Genomic DNA, 16,857 nt, shown 5'->3' on the forward strand with positions numbered 1-16,857 from the left:
CCGGCGGGGCGGGCCCTCAGACCCACCGAAAGGCACGCGTGTGTCCGCCACACCCAGTGATCCGCACCGCCCCGTGGCGCACCTGCGCCCGCCCCACAACTGGATCAACGACCCCAACGGCCTGGTCTTCCACGACGGCCATTACCACGTCAGCTACCAGTACAACCCGTACGGAGCAACCCACGCGAACCTGCACTGGGGCCACTTCCGCAGCCCCGACCTGCTGACCTGGGAACCGCTGCCGATCGCCCTGTCCCCGACCCCAGGCGGCCCGGACGCCGACGGCTGCTTCTCCGGCAACGCCGTCTCCGACGGCGAACATCTGGTCGCCTTCTACTCCGCGCACCGCGAGGACCGCTCCTTCCAGCACCAGCCGGTCACCGCCGCCGTCTCTCGCGACGGCGGCCGCACCTTCACCCCGCGGGGCGAACTGCTCATCCCCGAGCTGCCCGAGGGCTGCACCATGTACCGCGACCCGTATGTCTGGCGGGACGGCGACGGCTGGCGGATGCTAGTCGGCGCCGCCCTCAGGGACGGCCGCGCCGCCGCCCTCCTGTACGACTCGCCCGACCTCGAGATCTGGACCTATCGAGGGCCCTTCGCAGCCCGCCGCCCTGAGCCCGTCGGCGACACCGAGCTGCTCTCCGGCGAGGGCTGGGAGTGCCCCCAGTACCTTCCGGCGGCCGAGGGGCGCGGCGCCCTCATCTTCGGCACATGGACCGAACCCACCGGCCCGCTGAGCGTCGCAGCCCTGATCGGCGAAGAACACGACGGCCACTTCGAAGCCGGCCCGGCGGTACCCGCCGACCACGGCCCCGACTGCTACGCACCGGCCCTGCTGCGCGCACCGGGCGACCGGTGGCTGCTGTGGGCCTGGTCATGGGAGGCCCGCGACGAAGGCTGGGCCGTCGCGGACGGCTGGGCCGGTGTGCTCACGCTGCCCCGCGAGATCCACGTCCACGACGACGGCACACTGCGCCAGCAGCCCGCCGCCGAGCTGCTCGCCCTGCGCGGCCGACACATTCTGAACGCCGTGGGCACGACGGACGGCCCGTGGCCGGTGGACCTCGGCACCGTGGGCCGCGCCTTCGACCTGACAGCACGTCTGGAGCCGACCGGAAACGCCGGCCTACGGCTGGTCACCACCCCGGACGGCTCCGAGTACCTCGACATCCGCCTCGACACCGACGCGGATGAACTGGTCGTCGACCGCGACCACTCCTCACTGGACAGCAGAGCCCGCGGCGGCTCCCACCGGATGCCCTGCCCGGCGGACCGGCCCGTCGACCTGCGCGTGGTCGTCGACCACTCCATCGCCGAAATCTTCCTGATCACCACCGGCCAGGTCCTCACCCTGCGCTTCTACCCCACAGGGCAGAGCCCCTGGCGACTGCGGGCCCGCACCGCACCGGGGACGCGCCTCGGCTTCGCGGTCGACGCCTGGGAACTGCACCCGCTCGTGATCAAGGAGCCGAGCACCAGCGCCGCGAAGTCGGCGCCGACGTCGCCGTAGCACCGACTCCACCCGGTCGATCCCCCACCTCGGCACCGTGTCCCATCCCCTCACCCAAGTACAGAACAAGCTGGTCCGAAGGAGGATCTTCCATGAGCTCGTACGGTCTCGGACGACGCCGGTTCCTGGCCACCGCGGTCGGCGTCGCCGCCGCGTGGACCCAGGTTTCCGGGAAGTCCATCGCCGCCCCGCCACTGAAGCAAGCCTCACGTGACAATTCCGTCCGTGTGTGGCTGACGGACGTATCGGCCGACAAGTGGGTCGCCGGCCAGGACGACGTGCTGTTCAAGGCGAGGAGAACGGCCAACCCACTGACGATCAAGATCGATGACAGCGTCAAGTACCAGAAGGTTCACGGCTTCGGCGCGGCCATGACCGACTCCGCCGCCTGGCTCATCCACAAACTGGCCCCTGCCGAGCGGACCAGGCTGATGAAGAAGCTGTTCGATCCCTCGAAGGGAATCGGCCTCAGCCTGCTCCGCTCTCCGATGGGCGCCACGGACTTCAACGCGTCCGGAAGCTACTCCTACGACGACATGCCCGCCGGCCAGGCAGACCCGGCGCTGTCCAACTTCTCCATCCAGCATGACGTGCCGTACATCATTCCGGCCCTGCGGCAGGCCCTGTCACTCAACCCGTCCCTCAAGGTCATGGCCAACCCGTGGAGCCCACCAGGATGGATGAAGACCTCCGACTCCTTGATCGGAGGCACCCTCAAGAGCGAGCACGTCTCCGCGCTCGCCGACTACTTCGTCAAGTTCGTGCAAGCCTACGGCGAAGCCGGCGTGCCCATCTCCTACATCACCCCGCAGAACGAACCCATGGGCACCCCCACCTGGCCCGGAATGTTTCTGTCCGCGTACCAGGAAGCCGAACTGATCCAGAAGATCGGCAAGGCATTCGAAGCCAACGGAATCTCCACGAAGATCCTTGCCTGGGACCACAACTGGGACGTGCCCTCGTACCCCGAGACGATCTTCAGCGACCCCGCAGCCTCCAAGTACACCGCGGGAACCGGATGGCACATCTACAGCGGCGACCCGACCTACCAGACGCTGGTCCACAACGACTATCCGGGCAAGGAAACCTTCATCACGGAAGCCACCGGAGGCGTCTGGCAGGACAGCAACCGGACGGCGTTCACCGAAGCACTGGGTACGTGGATCATCAACGGCACGCGCAACTGGGCCAACGGGGTGATGCTGTGGAACATCGCACTCGACCCCGATCGGGGCCCCCTCAACAGCGACACGTCCGGCATCCCCATGCTTCGGGGCTTGCTCACCATCGATCCGGCCGCCGGCCGAGTGTCCTACAACGTGGACTACCACGCCCTTGCTCACGCCAGCAGGTTCGTCAAGCCCGGAGCCCGCCGGATCTACTCGAACACCTTCGGGGAAGGCAGCATAGAGAACGTCGCGTTCCAGAACCCGGACGGCTCGAAGGTCCTGATCGCGCACAACTCGGGAAAGACGGCGAAAACCTTCAGCGTCGCGGACGGGACACACTCGTTCGACTACACCCTGAACGCCGGCGACGCCGTCACCTTCACGTACTCCGGGCCCGCGCAGAGCGGCCACACCCCCGCGGCGACCAAGGTCCCGGACCCGACACATGACTTCACGTTCAAGTCGGCGTCCGGTCCGGTCACTGTCACGTACGACCCGGCACTGCTGCCCCATCAGAACTCCGTCCGTACCGGAAACAAGCTGGTCACGTACTCCCTTCCGGTCGGAGCCTCCGTCCAGACGACAGGACGGGCGCTGAGCCGTGCCAAGTGGACCGCCACGGCTTCCGCGCAGCCGGACTGGGGTAGGGCCGCGAACGCGATCGACGGCGACATCAACACCAAATGGAGCCTCGGGCACGGGACGACGAGCGGCGACTGGTTCCAGATCGACCTGGGGAGCCCCACGAGCTTCAACAAGATCGTCTTCGACACCGGCGTGAACAATTCGTTCGACTACGTCACGAAGTACCAGATCTACGTGTCGGACGACGGTGCCGATTGGGGCAGCGCGATCGCGAGCGGCAGCGGGGGCATCGGGAAGACAGCCGTCACACTGCCGACGCGAACGGCACAGTACGTTCGCATCGTCAGCACTGCGGCATCCGGTTTCTGGTGGGCCATCGGCGACATCGAGGTGTACGGGTCCTCGCGCGGAACCGGCTCGATCACAGCTCCGACAGCGGTATCGAACGGCCTCCAACTGAAGACCTGGACCAGCAGGAAGGGGGAGCAGGTCGCCGTGGTCTTCAACGGGACCACCGAGAGCAAGAGCTTCAAGATGTCCACCGACGGGTCGTACACCTACACGTTGCCGGGCGGCACCTCGGCGATGTTCACGACCAAGAAGCTGTCGAGCTTCCCCTCGCCGACCTTCAACGATCTGAAGCCGGAGCGAGGCATGCCGCGCTCCAGGTTCACGATTCGCGGTTCCGGTTTCGGCGATGCGCAGGGGCTGGGCACGGTGTACTTCGGATCGAGCTATGCCGAAATTGACACCTGGTCGGACACGAGCATCACCGCTTACGTTCCGAAGGGGCTGCCCGCGGGGAAGGTCAGGGTCTCCGTGAAGGGAGCCAGCGGAGCGGACGCGGGCGGATCGTCGTTCGACGTCATGAATCTGGGCCCCGCGCTGCCGCGCACAGGCTGGACCGCGACGGCCTCGGACGCGAGCCAGGGGGACGCGCCCGGAAACATGCTCGACGGCAATTCCGACACTCGCTACAGCTCCGGGACAGGGCAGTACGACGGCCTGTGGATCCAAGTGGACATGGGACAGACGCAGACCTTCGACAAGATCGTGCTGGACGTCGGCGCCAGCGTGAGCGACTACGCGCGGAGCGCGGACGTACACGTGTCCACGGATGGAACCGACTGGACCAAGGTCTCTTCCGTAGCGGACGGCCAACGCGTCCACCTGATCTCCTTCCCGAAGCAGACAGCTCGCTACATCAAGGTCGTCAACACCGGAAATGTCGCGCGCAGCTGGTGGTCAGTCGCGGAGTTCAACGTCTACGACTGACCTCGGGCGGCGGTCTCCTCCACCGCCTGGTGACCAGCGACCTTCACGGACGGCCGGCCCTTGCCCGGCAAAGGCCGGCATGCCGACGCCTGAGGGGTGAGGCAAGGCCCACGGCATAGCCCGTGGCCTTGACTCTCCTCCGTCGCGTCACTGTCCGCACCCGACTACCGAGCAACTCGAGGACATCCCGCCATCGGGGCAAGGGGACCGGCTCCTCGGCGCATGATCAAGGCCAGCACCCACCACCAACGAGCTGCGGACGCTCGTCGTCACCGCTCCGTCCACGGTGAGGAACACTGAGCCCATTCCAACTTCAGGCGACAGCCGATCGACGCTGTGCCACGGGCGTCTGGTAGACCCTGGTTATGACGTTCTTGGCGGTGGTCGAGGGTGATGCGGGCGGATGGCGCATCGATCGGCATGGTCTGACTGACGCGATCCGTGCCCGGTGGTCCGGGGTCGAGATCGACTCGACGCAACGCAGCGAAGTGCGCAGCCTCATATGGCAGTTCGAGACCGAGGACGGTCCCGGTGAGGCGTATCTGCACGAGGACGGTAACTGCCTGTACATGGACGTCCGGCAGAAGACGCCATCTGGTTGGCGATCGTCTTCCGCAGGCTGACACCTCTGGACCTCGACCTGGTGTTCTGCGATGAGGGTTACACCTTCGACGTCCCTGTGCGGGCCGGGACGACGGAAGCCGAATTGACGGACTTGGTGAATGCTGCGGGTTGATCTCAGCCCGTGGCAGTGAGCTGGAGGACCAGGACGGCTTGGACGAGGCTGGTGATCCGGGTCGTCGAGCAGCGGAGTTCACGGAGGGGGCGCCAGGACTTGAGAGTGGCGATGGCCTGCTCGACCAGTGCGCGGATCTTTGCGTGGGACCGGTTTGACGGCCTGCTGACCGGTGGAGAGGCTGCCCCATCGGCCGCGGTGAGGGAGACGGACCGTGCCGCCTGCGCCCTGGTAGCCCTTGTCTGCCCAGCAGCTGATGTTGGCCGCGGCGAGTACCTCGATGATGCCGTGCTCACGCGCGGCACGGACGTCGTGAACGGCGCCGGCCAAGGCTGGTGAAGCCCACATCAGACGCCCCTGCGGATCAGCAATGACCTGCACGTTCATGCTCAGACACCGCTCCGCCCAGCCGCGGGCCACGCCGCCGCGCCTCGGCCGCCGACTGCCGCAGGCCAGGCCAGGCCAGCCGACCCCAGCACGTCGGCGTGATCGGGGGATCGAGGTCCGTCACGTCGTTCGCGTCGCCGAGGGACTGGCATGCCTCTGCGCTTCTTGCCGGGCGTTGATGACAACCTGCTATTCAACCGATCGGTTGACAAGCCGGGAATCCGGCCGTAGCGTATTTAACCAATCGGTTGAATACGAGAGGTGCAAGGTGGCCGACGACCGGCTGTCGCTGGTGTTCTCCGCACTGGCCGACCCCACTCGGCGCGACATCGTGGCCCGGCTCGCCGCCGGGGACGCCACGGTCAACGAACTGGCCGAGCCGTACGACGTCACGGTGCAGGCCGTGTCCAAACACATCAGGGTCCTGGAGGACGCGGGCCTGGTCAGTCGCAGCAGAGACGCCCAGCGACGGCCCTGCCACCTCGAGGCAGAGGTCTTCGACCTGATGACGAAGTGGATCGAACGCTACCGACGCGAGGCGGAGGACCGTTTCCGCCGTCTCGACGCCCTCCTTGAACAGATGGGCGAGCAGCCGGCGACGGGCACCCCGACGAAAGAGGCGGCATCATGAGCACCACCGACAGGCACCACCACAACGAGACGCGGATCGTGGCCGATCCGGATCTGCCCACCATCCTGATCATCCGGGAGTTCGACGCTCCGCCGCAGCGCGTGTTCCGCGCATACACCGACCCCGATCTGGTCGTCCAGTGGCTCGGCCCGCGCCGGCTCACGATGCGGATCGACCACTACGACGCGCGCAGCGGTGGCTCCTATCGCTATGTGCATCGCGACGATGACGGAACCGAGTACGGCTTCCACGGTGTGTTCCACGAGGTGCGCCCCAACGAGCGCATCGTGCAGACCTTCACCTACGAGGGCTTTCCGGACGGCGTCAGCCTGGAGACGGCCGTGTTCGAGGACCTCGGCGGTCGCACTCGCGTCACCGGCAAGTCACTCATGGAATCCATCGAAGCCCGCGACTCGATGCTCAAGAGCGGCATGGATCACGGCGTCCGAGAAGGCTACGAGCGGCTTGACGAACTGCTCGGCGGCCAACTGAGCGACAACGCCGACCGGCACACAGAAAAGGAATCTTGATCATGGTGAGCACACCAGCCGATGAGCACCGCACCGTGGCACGTGTATTCACCGACCGCGTGCGCGGCACGGATCCCGAGGCATGGGACAACCCGGCGCCGTGCGAGGGGTGGGCCGCCCGGGACGTCGTCCGTCACCTCGTCGAGTGGTTCCCCGCCTTCGTGAAAGCCGGCGCCGGAGTCGAACTGCCGAAAGGGCCCTCGGTGGACGATGACCCGGTGGCCGCCTGGGCGACGCACCGCGATGGAGTGCAGGCCCTCCTCGACGATCCGACCACCGCACACAAGCTGCTGTCGAACCCGCACATCGGAGAGATCCCACTGGCCCAGGCGGTCGACCGGTTCTACACCACTGATGTCTTCATGCACACCTGGGACCTGGCACGGGCCACCGGCCAGGACGAACACCTCGATCCCGCCAAATGCGCCCAGTTGCTCGACGGGATGCTGCCGCTCGACGACGTGCTCCGTGCGAGTGGGCAGTACGGACCGAGGGTCGATGTGCCGGAGAGAGCCGACGTCCAGACCCGCTTGCTCGCCTTCATCGGCCGCAAGCCCTGACGAGCCGGAAGGCACCGTCGGCGGGGTCAGCAAGACATGGGAGGCGGTGCAGGAAGACATGGGGGGCGGTACGGGTACGCCCGCTCGGCGGCGTTGTCGGTGTGTTCCACCGCCTTCTCGTACGCTTCCGCCGCCTGTGTCGTGCGGCTGAGGCGGCGGAGCAGGTCGAGGTGGGCGACATGAAAGGCGTTGACCGTCCAGGCACAGGGCGCCGACACGGGGACACCCCGCCGCCGGCCCCACGGTTCCGCTACGGAGACCTCACTGTGTGCCGTGCAGGTGGGTGTTGACCAGGTAGCGGTCGGTGTGCCCGCTGCCGCCCGGCCGACGGCGCCCTCGGCCTGGAGCTGCCGCTGGACAAGCGCGTCTACCGCCCCACGAACGCGGGCGCGGCGGACGACGACCGCGGCACCGGAGCGCACGAGTGACCGTCCCCGACTACCTCATCGACACCTCCGCCCTCGCCCGCGTCCTCCTCCGCCAGAACGCCGCCGAATGGGACGACAGGATCGCCGCCGGCCTCGTCGCGATCTGCGACCTCAGCGAACCGGAAGTCCTCTGCTCGGCCCACTCCGCCACGGACCGCACCCGATTGAAGGCGGCCCTCGACGGCCACTACGCCTGGTGCCCCATGCCCGACGGCGTCTACCGCCGCTCCCGCATCATCCAGGAACAGCTGACCGCCAAGGAGAACACCGCAGCGCGGGCCCCGTCGACCTCCTGGTGGCCGCAGCCGCGGAGGAAGCGGAACTCACCCTCCTCCACTACGACCGCGACTTCGAAACCATCGCCCGCACGACAGGCCAGCCGGTCCGCATGATCGACCTCAGACAGTAGAGCCTGCGCGGTCACACGGACGGACACCAAGCCACTCGCCGACCGCTGAGACGTTTCCGCAGGTCAAAGACCTGCACAGTGGGGCGGGTGGGACTCGAACCCACGGCCGACGGATTATGAGTCCTTTGAGGATCTTGGCGACCCTTGTCGATCAGGCTCAACTTAGCCGTTTTCCCAGGTCAGACGAGGCTTGGCGCCTCAGCCCTTCTCGGGCCGTGCCAGTCATTTTCGATCCTTGTGTCCAACCTGCTTCCCGAACCCGTCCCGGATGGACACGTCCGACTGCCGCAACAGCCGTCGCCCCAGCTGAGAGACAGGCTCCAGAACCGAGAGCAGCGGATTCCCCTTCCATCGCGTCGCGGTCACGCCCGCGGTGGCGCTGTGCTTCCCCGGATAACGAGTTGGGTGGGAACGAGAACGTCGTGGTCAGTGTCTTCGCCGCCGAGAATGCTCAGGAGCATGCGTCCGGCGAGCTCGCCTTGCTCCCGGACGGGCTGGCGGACGGTCGTGAGATCGGAAAGTTCTGCGACGGGATGGTCGTCAATGCCGATGACGGACATGTCCTCGGGGATGCGCAGGCCAGCGCGACGCAGGGTGCGGATCGCACCGAGGGCGACTTCGTCGGAGTGGGCGTACACGGCGGTGGGCGGCTCGGGCTGGCTGAGCAGCTTGGCCATGGCGTCGGCACCCTGGGCGCCGCCCCAGTCGACGGTGACGACGAGGCGTTCGTCGATCGGTACGCCCGCGTCGCGCAGAGCGGCGTAGTACGCGTTCGAGCGGCCCGACGGCTGCACCTCGTCCGGCTGGTCGGGGTCGACCGCGGCGATCATGGCGATACGGCGGTGGCCCAGGAAGAGCAGGTGGTCCATGGCCTGGCGGCCTGCGGTCTCGTCGTCGATGGAGACGTTCGGATAGGGCGCGTGCTGACCGCCCGCAGCGATGACCGTCACGCCCATCAGCTCCAGGCGCCGCTGCTCCTCCTCACCGACCGGAAAGGCCAACACGACCACCGCGTCGACCTTTCGCCTCGCCGGCAGCCGGTGGAAGAAGTCATGCCGGTCTTCGATGCCGTCGACGTGGTACAGGAGAACGTCCAGGTCGGCGGCCCGCAGGACTGACTCCAGGCCCTCCAGCAGTGCCGCGAAGAACCAGCGGGAGATGTGCGGTACGACCACCGCGACGCGGCCGGTGTCGCCGCCGGCCAGGCGGGACGCCTCGGGAGAGACGACGTAGGAGAGCTCCTCGGCGACCGCGAGGACGCGGCGGCGGGTGGCCTCGGATACGCCGTAGTCGTTGTTGAGCGCGCGTGAGGCGGTGGCCATCGAGACGCCGGCGGCACGGGCCACGTCCGCCATGTTGATCTTCTGGGAGCTCTGCGTCATGCGGGAAGGCTAACCCACTTCCTGGGTTTCGGAAACGCTTCCGAGATTTTTGAAAGGGCTTCCGATGTCGCGGGTGACATTGAAGGCCATCTCGCACGGACATCTGATCATTGCCGCATGTCACACGCATGTTGCGCTTTCGTTACTTGACAGGTCGGGTTGATCCGCTCAATCTTTCGGCAACGGAAACGCTTCCGAAACCTGCTCAACGCATCCAGCGGTCCAGTCAGGGGAAGCGCGCCGACCCTCTGTCTGCCGACCATTGATGTGGAGCGGCAGCCGCATGGATGCGAGGAGGCATCATGCCCAAGCAGCAGCACCCCACCTCCCCCGTCAGAACCGCCCGCCGCCGTCTGCGCACCCCGCTGGCAGCCGTGGCCGCCGCGTCCGCGCTGGTCACCCTGGCCGCGTGCGGAGCCCCCGGCTCGGACTCGGACTCCGGCTCGGCGGACGCGACCCCGACCGCCGTGAACACGGCCGTCGCCGACAAGTCCGCGACCCTGACGCTGTTCTCCGCGGCCGGTCTGGAGAAGTACGAGCAGGGCCTCGCGGACGCCTTCACGGCCAAGTACCCGAAGATCAAGGTCAAGCTGCGGGTCGAGGCGGACAACAACTACAACACCGTGCTGCCGCGGCTTCTCGCTTCCGATTCCACGCCGGACATCGTCCAGCCTTACGACCTCCTCGGAGGCGTGAAGGACAACCTGCTCACCAACCTCAACGCCTACGACGAGGCGTACGGCTGGAGTGGGAAGGTCCCGGCGTCGGCCCTCGCCCCGGGCCGGGTGTCCGACGGCGTGATCGGCTCCGGGCCGCTGTACCAGGCGGGCGGCTCCGCCGGCCCTCTCGTCGGCGTCTTCTACAACAAGGAGCTGGCGAACAAGGTCGGCATGAAGACCGTGCCCTCCTCGATCTCCGAGCTCGAAGACGTGATGGCCAAGGCGAAGAAGTCCGGGGTCACCCCGATCGTCGCCTCCAACCAGGACGGTCTGATCGGACACTTCTACAACCTGTTGCTCGGCGACTACATGGGCGCCCAGGCACTCAGCGACCTCGTCCATCACAAGCCGGGCGCGAGCCTGGACACCCCGGAGGCCGTCAAGGCCACCAAGACGCTCCAGAAGTGGATCAAGGCGGGGTACTTCGCGTCCGACGTCAACGCCCTCAACCAGGAGGCGTCGTACGGCAAGTTCACCGGCGGCAAGGGCCTGTTCTTCTTCCAGGGCAGCTGGATCACCCAGACCCTCGACCAGAACTTCAAGGGCGAGTACGGCGTCTTCCCGATGCCGCCCGCCGAGAAGGGCGGCAAGTACGCGGGCATGACCAGCAACACGCTCGCCTTCTCCATCGCCGCCCGCTCGAAGAACAAGGACGCCGCCGCGCTGTTCCTCGACTTCCTCACCACCCCCAAGGCCGCGGAAGTCGCCGTCGACAACGGATACGCCGCCCTGACCTCCGGCGCGTCGGACGCGGCCGAGCCCTCCCTCTCCGGCACGCTGACCGAGCAGATCCAGACCGGTTACGCGGCCATCGCCGCCGACAACGGCTTCGACAGCTGGCTGCAGAATTCCGCCCCGGCCGTCGGCACCAAGCTGACCCAGCAGCTCCAGCTCCTGGTCTCCGGCAAGGTCCAGCCCGCCGCGATGGTCAAGACACTCCAGACCACCTACACCGACGCCCTCAAGAGCAGCTGAGCATCATGTCCTCGACCCGACCGACCACGGTGGGCGCCGTCGCCGCCCGGAGCCGCCGCAGGCTCCGGGCGAGGCGGTGGGCCGGCTGGCTCTTCGCCCTCCCCGCCCTCGCCTTCTACGGCGTCTTCAACTTCTACCCCGTCCTGCTGTCGATCCAGTACTCGTTCTACGACTGGGACGGCGTCGGCGCCTCCACCTGGGTGGGCCTGGAGAACTACACGGCGGTCTTCACCGACTCCGAGCAGTTCACCACCCTGCTCCACGCCTTCTACCTGATCCTCTTCTTCACCGTCCTGCCGGTGACCATCGCCCTGATCACCGCCTCCGTCCTGAGGCAGCTGGAGGGCCGCTTCACCGGAGCCCTGGCCCGCACGCTCCTCTTCCTCCCGCAGATCATCCCGGGAGCCGCGGCGGGCGTCGCCTGGACCTGGATGTACTCCGACAACGGCGTGATCAACCAGCTCCTGCGTGCCGTAGGACTCGACGACGTCGCCCGCCCCTGGCTGGCGGACTTCACCTGGGCCCTGACCGCCGTGGGCTTCATCGGCACCTGGCTGTCCACCGGGCTGTGCACGATGCTGCTGCTCTCCGGCATCGGCAAGATCGACGGCAGCCTGTACGAGGCCGCCCGCATCGACGGCGCCGGACCGATCCGCCAGTTCCTGGCCGTCACCCTGCCCGGACTGCGCAACGAGATCGGCGTCTGCGTCACCATCACGATCATCGCCGCCCTCGCCAGCTTCGACGTCGTCTACCTCTCCACCCAGGGCGGACCCGGCACCCAGACCATGGTCCCCGGCGTCGCCGTCTACAACCTGGCCTTCAACGACGCCCGCCTCGGCGCGGCCTCCGCCCTCGCCGTCGTCCTCGCCCTGGTCGTGATCGCCGTCGTCGTACCGCTCCAGCGCCTGTTCCGGGAGAAGTGACCATGCCCGAACGCACGCAGACCGCACGGGCTCTGCGCCGACGTGCCCCCGGACTCGTCCTCATCACGGCCGCCGCGCTCTACTCGGTCGTCCCCCTGCTGAGCATGGTCAGTGCGGCCCTCGCACCCCAGGGAACCTTCCCCTCGGGCCTGAGCTGGCCCTCCGATCCGCACTGGCACAACTTCGTCGACGCCTGGAACGTCGCCAACATCACGACGCTGCTGAAGTCCAGCACGCTCATCGTGCTCGGCGTCGTACCCGTGGCGGTCCTGATCTCCACGATGGCCGCGTACGCGATCGCGGTCCTGGAGATTCCCCTCGGCCGCGTCTTCTACATCATCCTGGTGATGACGCTGACGCTGCCGTACGAGATCGTCATCGTCCCGCTCTACGAACAGACCAAAGCCATGGGCCTGTTGGGCACCCAGTGGGCACTGATTCTCCCGCTCATCGGGATGAACATGCCGTTCGCGGTGTTCTGGATGCGGGCGCACTTCGCCGGCGTACCGAAGGAGCTGTCCGAGGCGGCGAGCATGGACGGCGCCGGACCGTGGCGAGCCCTGTTCCACATCCACCTCCCGCTCGCCCGCCCCGCGATCGCCTCCCTGTCGCTGCTGATGTTCCTCTCCACCTGGAACCAGTTCCTGCTGGCCCTGGTGCTGATCGACGACCCCGACAAGCGGACGATGGCCGGCGCGCTACAGGCGTTCACCACCAAGTACGCCACCGACCAGGTGCTGCTGAACGCCGGCGCCCTGCTGATCATGGCCCCCACGATCCTCGTGTTCCTGTTCCTGCAACGCCACTTCGTCAAGGCGCTGCTCCAGGGCTCGGTCAAGGGCTGACCCCCACCCCCCAACCCTTTTTTCTTGAGACAGTCAGGACCGAGCACCATGACCAACCCCACCCCCACCTCGCCGCACCCCGACGCCGACTGGTGGCGTACGGCCGCGATCTACCAGGTCTACATACGCAGCTTCGCCGACGGCGACGGCGACGGAACCGGCGACATCGCCGGTCTCCGCTCCCGCCTGCAGTACCTGGCCTACCTCGGTGTCGACGCGATCTGGATCAACCCCTGGTACCCGTCGCCGCTGGCCGACGGCGGCTACGACGTCTCCGACTACCGGGACATCCACCCGGTCTACGGCACCCTCGATGAGGCGAAGCAGTTGATCACCGAGGCGCACGAGGTGGGCCTGCGGGTCATCCTGGACATCGTCCCCAACCACACCTCCGACCAGCATGCCTGGTTCCAGGAGGCGTTGGCGGCCGGACCCGGCTCACCGGAACGCGACCGGTTCATCTTCCGCGACGGCAAGGGCGAGGACGGCTCCCAGCCCCCCAACGACTGGCACGCCGCCTTCGGCGGCCCCACCTGGACCCGCACCCCCGACGGCCAGTGGTACCTCCACCTCTTCGCCCCCGAACAGCCCGACCTCAACTGGGACAACCCGGAGGTCCGCGCCGAGTTCGAGTCGATCCTGCGGTTCTGGTTCGACCTCGGCGCCGACGGCTTCCGCATCGACGTCGCCCACGGCATGATCAAGGACCCCACTCTCCCCGACCTCGGCCTGACCGAGTTCTCCGTCCTGACCGGGGAGGACCAGCAGGACCACCCGCACTGGGACCGCGACGGCCTCCACGACATCTTCCGCAGCTGGCGCGCCATCGCCGACAGCTACCCCGACCCCCGCGTCTTCGTCGCCGAGGCCCACGTCCTCCCCAGCCGCATGCCGGAGTACCTCCGCCCGGACCAGCTCCACACGGCCTTCAACTTCGACTTCCTCAAGTGCCCCCTGGACGCCGGCAAGCTGCGCGAGGTCATCGACCGCAGCATCACCAGCCTCGCCGCCGTCGGCGCCCCCGCCACCTGGGTGCTGTCCAACCACGACGAGACCCGCCACGTCACCCGCTACGGCCGCGCCGACACCGGCGTCCAGGCCCTGTTCCGCGACAAGCCCATCCCCACCGACCGCGCCCTCGGCACCCGCCGCGCCCGCGCCGCCGCCCTCCTGATGTTCGTCCTGCCCGGCAGCGCGTACGTCTACCAGGGCGAGGAACTCGGCCTCTACGAGGTCGAGGACATCCCGGAGGAGCTCCTGCAGGACCCCATCTGGGAACGCACCGGCCACACCGTCCGAGGCCGCGACGGCTGCCGCGTCCCCCTCCCCTGGACCGGCGACACCCCGCCCTTCGGCTTCAGCACCTCCGGAGCACCCCCGTGGCTCCCCCAGCCCGAGGACTGGAAGGAGTACACCGCCGAAGCCAACCAGGCCGACCCCACCTCCATGCTCCAGCTCTACCGCACCGCCCTACGCCTGCGCCGCACCCACCCCGGTCTGACCGGCGAGGAGTTCCGCTGGCTCGACAGCCCGGAGGGCACGCTGCTCTTCGAACGGGGCGAGGGCCTGCTGTGCGCGGTCAACCTCACCGACCAGCCCGTCCCCCTCCCCGCCGGCCACAGCCCCCTCCTCATCTCAGGCCCCCTGGACAAGAACGGACTACTGCCCCCGGACACCGCCGCCCTGCTCTACCGCGACTGACGGACCGCGACCAGGTCACCCCGGCGACACCGGCCCACAGCCCTCCCGCCCCCCTGATCCACCAGGGCCTGTCCGGTGTTCCTCCCCACCGACCGGACAGGCCCTGGTCCATCTGTAGGAGCCGGATGGAGTTGCCGGAGACGGGCCCGAGCCTGTGGTGTGGGAGCCCGGGCAGCCGGTGATCGCCCTCAGCCGCGCTTTCACGGGGATGAACCGGGCGCAGGCCGAATACGTCGTCGTCCCCAGCGAGGCGATCGCCCACGCGCCCGCAGGCATCGACCCGGTGCATGCGGCGACCATCCCGCTCAACGGGCTGACCGCCGCGCAGTCCGTCGAGTTCCTGGGCCTCCAGGCCGGGCAGACGGTTCTCATCACCGGCGCGGAAGGGGCCGTCGGCGGCTACGCCGTGCAACTCGCCAAGCGCCGGGGACTCGTGGTCATCGCCAGCGACCTGTCCGCCGAGGGACAGTTCGCCACCGAGGTGGCCGGTGCCGACGCGTACGTACCCCGCGGCGGGGATCTGGTCGGGGCCGTCCGCGCCCGGTATCCCGAAGGTGTGGACGCCGTTCTGGACACGGCCACGCTCGGGCAGACCGTCATCGGGGCGATCGCGGACGGCGGCACCTTCGTGACCACACGGCCCGACGCCATGCCCGAAGCCGAGCGCGGTATCCGCTTGCGGGTGACGCAGGTCGGTGCGGACGGCGCCATGCCGACCACCCTGTCCGACCTGGCCGCCGCCGGAGAGCTGGCACTGCGCGTGGCCGAGACCTACCCGCTGGAGGAGGCCGCCAAGGCACACGCGCGCCTGGCAGCCGGCGGGCTCCGCGGCCGCATCGTCCTCACCATGGAATGAGAACTGTCCTACCTCAGCACCGCATTGCGAGCTCGCGGGAGGCTGCCGGGTCGGCGCACGAGATCTCCAGGTCAGAGGTGCCTCGCTGTTCGTGACCGATGGAAGCGCAGGAACTCCCATCACCGCGAGGGCAGCGGGCACCTCTGCCCATTTCACCGTCCCGGACCGGCCCATCGCCGTCACGCATCCGCGGAAGCAGCAATATATAAAGGATCATGTATCTTGATAGACTCCGACTGATACATCCCAGCAGAGGAGGCCATCATGAGTCGGACGGTCATCGATCTCGACGACGAGGCACTGGAAGCAGCCGCCAGAGAACTCGGTACGACCACCAAGCGCGACACCATCAACACCGCGCTGCGGGAAGTCACGGCCCGGTACCGGCGCCTGCGGGCACTTGAAGAAGCCCGTGAACTGGTGGCCGAGGGCGCCCTGGACATGGGCCTGCTGCTGGACAAGCGCGCCTACCGCCCCACAAGCGCGGGCGTCGCGACCGAAGACCGCGGCACCGGAGCGGACGCGTGACCGTCGCCGACTACCTGATCGACACCTCCGCCCTCGCCCGCGTCCTGCTCCGCCAGAACACCGCCGAATGGGACGACAGGATCGGCGCCGGCCTCGTTGCGATCTGTGACCTCACCGAATTGGAAGTCCTCTACTCGGCCCGCTCGACCCAGGACCGCACCCGCTTGAAGGCAGCCCTCGACGCCCACTACGCCTGGTGCCCCATGCCGGACGGTGTCTACCGCCGCTCCCGCGTCGTCCAGGAACAACTGACCGCGAAAGGGGAGCACCGCAGCGCGGGCCCCATTGACCTCCTGGTGGCCGCCGCCGCGGAAGAGGCGGGACTCACCCTGCTCCATTACGACAGGGACTTCGACACCATCGCCCGCACGACAGGGCAGCCGGTCCGCACGATCGACCTCAGGCAGTAGAGCTCGCGCGGTGCCGACGGGCACCGAGCTTCTGCCGACCCGGCCGCCTGACGGTCAGCCCGCGGTGGCCTGGATCGTCTCCCGACCCCCAGGGTCACCGGGCACCACTTCCGGATCCTCATGTCCAGCCAGCGTCCAGAATTCGACGTCCAGACCCTCGCACAGCCCACCCACGACGCCATCCTCCAGCCGTAGGCCGATGCGACTGCGCAGGTCAAAGCGATCCCAACGCACACTGACGGCTACGGAGTTGAACTCACGAGCAGCGGATTCAGCCCCGTGGACCAACGTC

General features: G+C 67.9%; 14 protein-coding genes and 2 pseudogenes. 14 read left to right on the top strand and 2 right to left on the bottom strand.

What is annotated here, in order from left to right:
- The first annotated feature begins 40 nt into the window (after positions 1–40).
- The 3 genes from ACZ43N_RS30945 (at position 41) to ACZ43N_RS30955 (ending at position 5,165) form a co-directional block, all read left to right on the top strand.
- Positions 41–1,513: a glycoside hydrolase family 32 protein gene (locus tag ACZ43N_RS30945; RefSeq protein ID WP_468102312.1), complete on the top strand. Its 1,473-nt coding sequence runs from the start codon at positions 41–43 to the stop codon at positions 1,511–1,513.
- Between the two features lie 92 nt (positions 1,514–1,605).
- Complete coding sequence (locus ACZ43N_RS30950) at positions 1,606–4,542, top strand: discoidin domain-containing protein (protein WP_468102313.1); 2,937 nt, start codon at positions 1,606–1,608, stop codon at positions 4,540–4,542.
- Between the two features lie 365 nt (positions 4,543–4,907).
- On the top strand, positions 4,908–5,165 hold the full coding sequence (locus ACZ43N_RS30955) for a hypothetical protein (RefSeq protein WP_468102314.1): 258 nt from the start codon (positions 4,908–4,910) through the stop codon (positions 5,163–5,165).
- A gap of 115 nt (positions 5,166–5,280) precedes the next feature.
- Here the strand turns inward: ACZ43N_RS30955 and ACZ43N_RS30960 are convergent.
- A pseudogene (locus tag ACZ43N_RS30960) lies at positions 5,281–5,626 on the bottom strand (transposase family protein).
- A 307-nt stretch (positions 5,627–5,933) separates the two neighbouring features.
- Between ACZ43N_RS30960 and ACZ43N_RS30965 the strand changes: the two are divergent.
- The 4 genes and pseudogenes from ACZ43N_RS30965 to ACZ43N_RS30980 all read left to right on the top strand — a co-directional run bounded on the left by ACZ43N_RS30965 (position 5,934) and on the right by ACZ43N_RS30980 (position 8,223).
- Positions 5,934–6,296 carry an ArsR/SmtB family transcription factor gene (locus ACZ43N_RS30965; protein ID WP_468102316.1) on the top strand — a complete coding sequence of 121 codons (363 nt, stop codon included), beginning with the start codon at positions 5,934–5,936 and terminating at the stop codon, positions 6,294–6,296.
- Positions 6,293–6,826, top strand: a complete 534-nt coding sequence (locus ACZ43N_RS30970) for an SRPBCC family protein (protein WP_468102318.1) — start codon at positions 6,293–6,295, stop codon at positions 6,824–6,826. Before ACZ43N_RS30965 ends, ACZ43N_RS30970 begins: the two co-directional genes overlap by 4 nt.
- Positions 6,827–6,828: 2 nt before the next feature.
- The gene (locus tag ACZ43N_RS30975) at positions 6,829–7,386 is read left to right on the top strand and encodes a TIGR03086 family metal-binding protein (protein WP_468102320.1); all 558 of its coding nucleotides are present in this window, start codon (positions 6,829–6,831) and stop codon (positions 7,384–7,386) included.
- Positions 7,387–7,810: 424 nt separating this feature from the next.
- A pseudogene (locus ACZ43N_RS30980) lies at positions 7,811–8,223 on the top strand (PIN domain-containing protein).
- A gap of 362 nt (positions 8,224–8,585) precedes the next feature.
- Here the strand turns inward: ACZ43N_RS30980 and ACZ43N_RS30985 are convergent.
- The gene (locus tag ACZ43N_RS30985) at positions 8,586–9,605 is read right to left on the bottom strand and encodes a LacI family DNA-binding transcriptional regulator (protein ID WP_055538617.1); all 1,020 of its coding nucleotides are present in this window, start codon (positions 9,603–9,605) and stop codon (positions 8,586–8,588) included.
- Positions 9,606–9,907: 302 nt separating this feature from the next.
- On the opposite strand from ACZ43N_RS30985, the gene ACZ43N_RS30990 reads away from it, so the two are divergent.
- From ACZ43N_RS30990 to ACZ43N_RS31020, 7 genes are all read left to right on the top strand, one after another.
- Positions 9,908–11,299: an ABC transporter substrate-binding protein gene (locus ACZ43N_RS30990; RefSeq protein WP_468102322.1), complete on the top strand. Its 1,392-nt coding sequence runs from the start codon at positions 9,908–9,910 to the stop codon at positions 11,297–11,299.
- A gap of 5 nt (positions 11,300–11,304) precedes the next feature.
- Positions 11,305–12,225 carry a carbohydrate ABC transporter permease gene (locus ACZ43N_RS30995; protein ID WP_468102324.1) on the top strand — a complete coding sequence of 307 codons (921 nt, stop codon included), beginning with the start codon at positions 11,305–11,307 and terminating at the stop codon, positions 12,223–12,225.
- Positions 12,226–12,227: 2 nt separating this feature from the next.
- Positions 12,228–13,070: a carbohydrate ABC transporter permease gene (locus tag ACZ43N_RS31000; protein WP_468102326.1), complete on the top strand. Its 843-nt coding sequence runs from the start codon at positions 12,228–12,230 to the stop codon at positions 13,068–13,070.
- 48 nt (positions 13,071–13,118) lie between these two features.
- Positions 13,119–14,771, top strand: coding sequence for a glycoside hydrolase family 13 protein (locus tag ACZ43N_RS31005; protein WP_468102328.1), 1,653 nt, complete (start codon positions 13,119–13,121; stop codon positions 14,769–14,771).
- A 178-nt stretch (positions 14,772–14,949) separates the two neighbouring features.
- A complete protein-coding gene (locus ACZ43N_RS31010) occupies positions 14,950–15,627 on the top strand; it encodes a zinc-binding dehydrogenase (protein WP_468102330.1) in 678 nt (225 codons plus the stop codon).
- 264 nt (positions 15,628–15,891) lie between these two features.
- The gene (locus tag ACZ43N_RS31015) at positions 15,892–16,155 is read left to right on the top strand and encodes a type II toxin-antitoxin system VapB family antitoxin (RefSeq protein ID WP_468102332.1); all 264 of its coding nucleotides are present in this window, start codon (positions 15,892–15,894) and stop codon (positions 16,153–16,155) included.
- Positions 16,152–16,565: a PIN domain-containing protein gene (locus ACZ43N_RS31020; protein WP_468102334.1), complete on the top strand. Its 414-nt coding sequence runs from the start codon at positions 16,152–16,154 to the stop codon at positions 16,563–16,565. Before ACZ43N_RS31015 ends, ACZ43N_RS31020 begins: the two co-directional genes overlap by 4 nt.
- Positions 16,566–16,857: the final 292 nt, after the last annotated feature.

Source organism: Streptomyces sp. NPDC030814, assembly GCF_055572155.1.

Coding starts and splice junctions, on each gene's coding strand:
- ACZ43N_RS30970 (WP_468102318.1), top strand. CDS start 6,293: ATGAGCACCACCGACAGGCACCACCACAACGAGACGCGGATCGTGGCC.
- ACZ43N_RS30990 (WP_468102322.1), top strand. CDS start 9,908: ATGCCCAAGCAGCAGCACCCCACCTCCCCCGTCAGAACCGCCCGCCGC.
- ACZ43N_RS30995 (WP_468102324.1), top strand. CDS start 11,305: ATGTCCTCGACCCGACCGACCACGGTGGGCGCCGTCGCCGCCCGGAGC.
- ACZ43N_RS30975 (WP_468102320.1), top strand. CDS start 6,829: ATGGTGAGCACACCAGCCGATGAGCACCGCACCGTGGCACGTGTATTC.
- ACZ43N_RS30955 (WP_468102314.1), top strand. CDS start 4,908: ATGACGTTCTTGGCGGTGGTCGAGGGTGATGCGGGCGGATGGCGCATC.
- ACZ43N_RS30985 (WP_055538617.1), bottom strand. CDS start 9,605: ATGACGCAGAGCTCCCAGAAGATCAACATGGCGGACGTGGCCCGTGCC.
- ACZ43N_RS31000 (WP_468102326.1), top strand. CDS start 12,228: ATGCCCGAACGCACGCAGACCGCACGGGCTCTGCGCCGACGTGCCCCC.
- ACZ43N_RS31005 (WP_468102328.1), top strand. CDS start 13,119: ATGACCAACCCCACCCCCACCTCGCCGCACCCCGACGCCGACTGGTGG.
- ACZ43N_RS31015 (WP_468102332.1), top strand. CDS start 15,892: ATGAGTCGGACGGTCATCGATCTCGACGACGAGGCACTGGAAGCAGCC.
- ACZ43N_RS30950 (WP_468102313.1), top strand. CDS start 1,606: ATGAGCTCGTACGGTCTCGGACGACGCCGGTTCCTGGCCACCGCGGTC.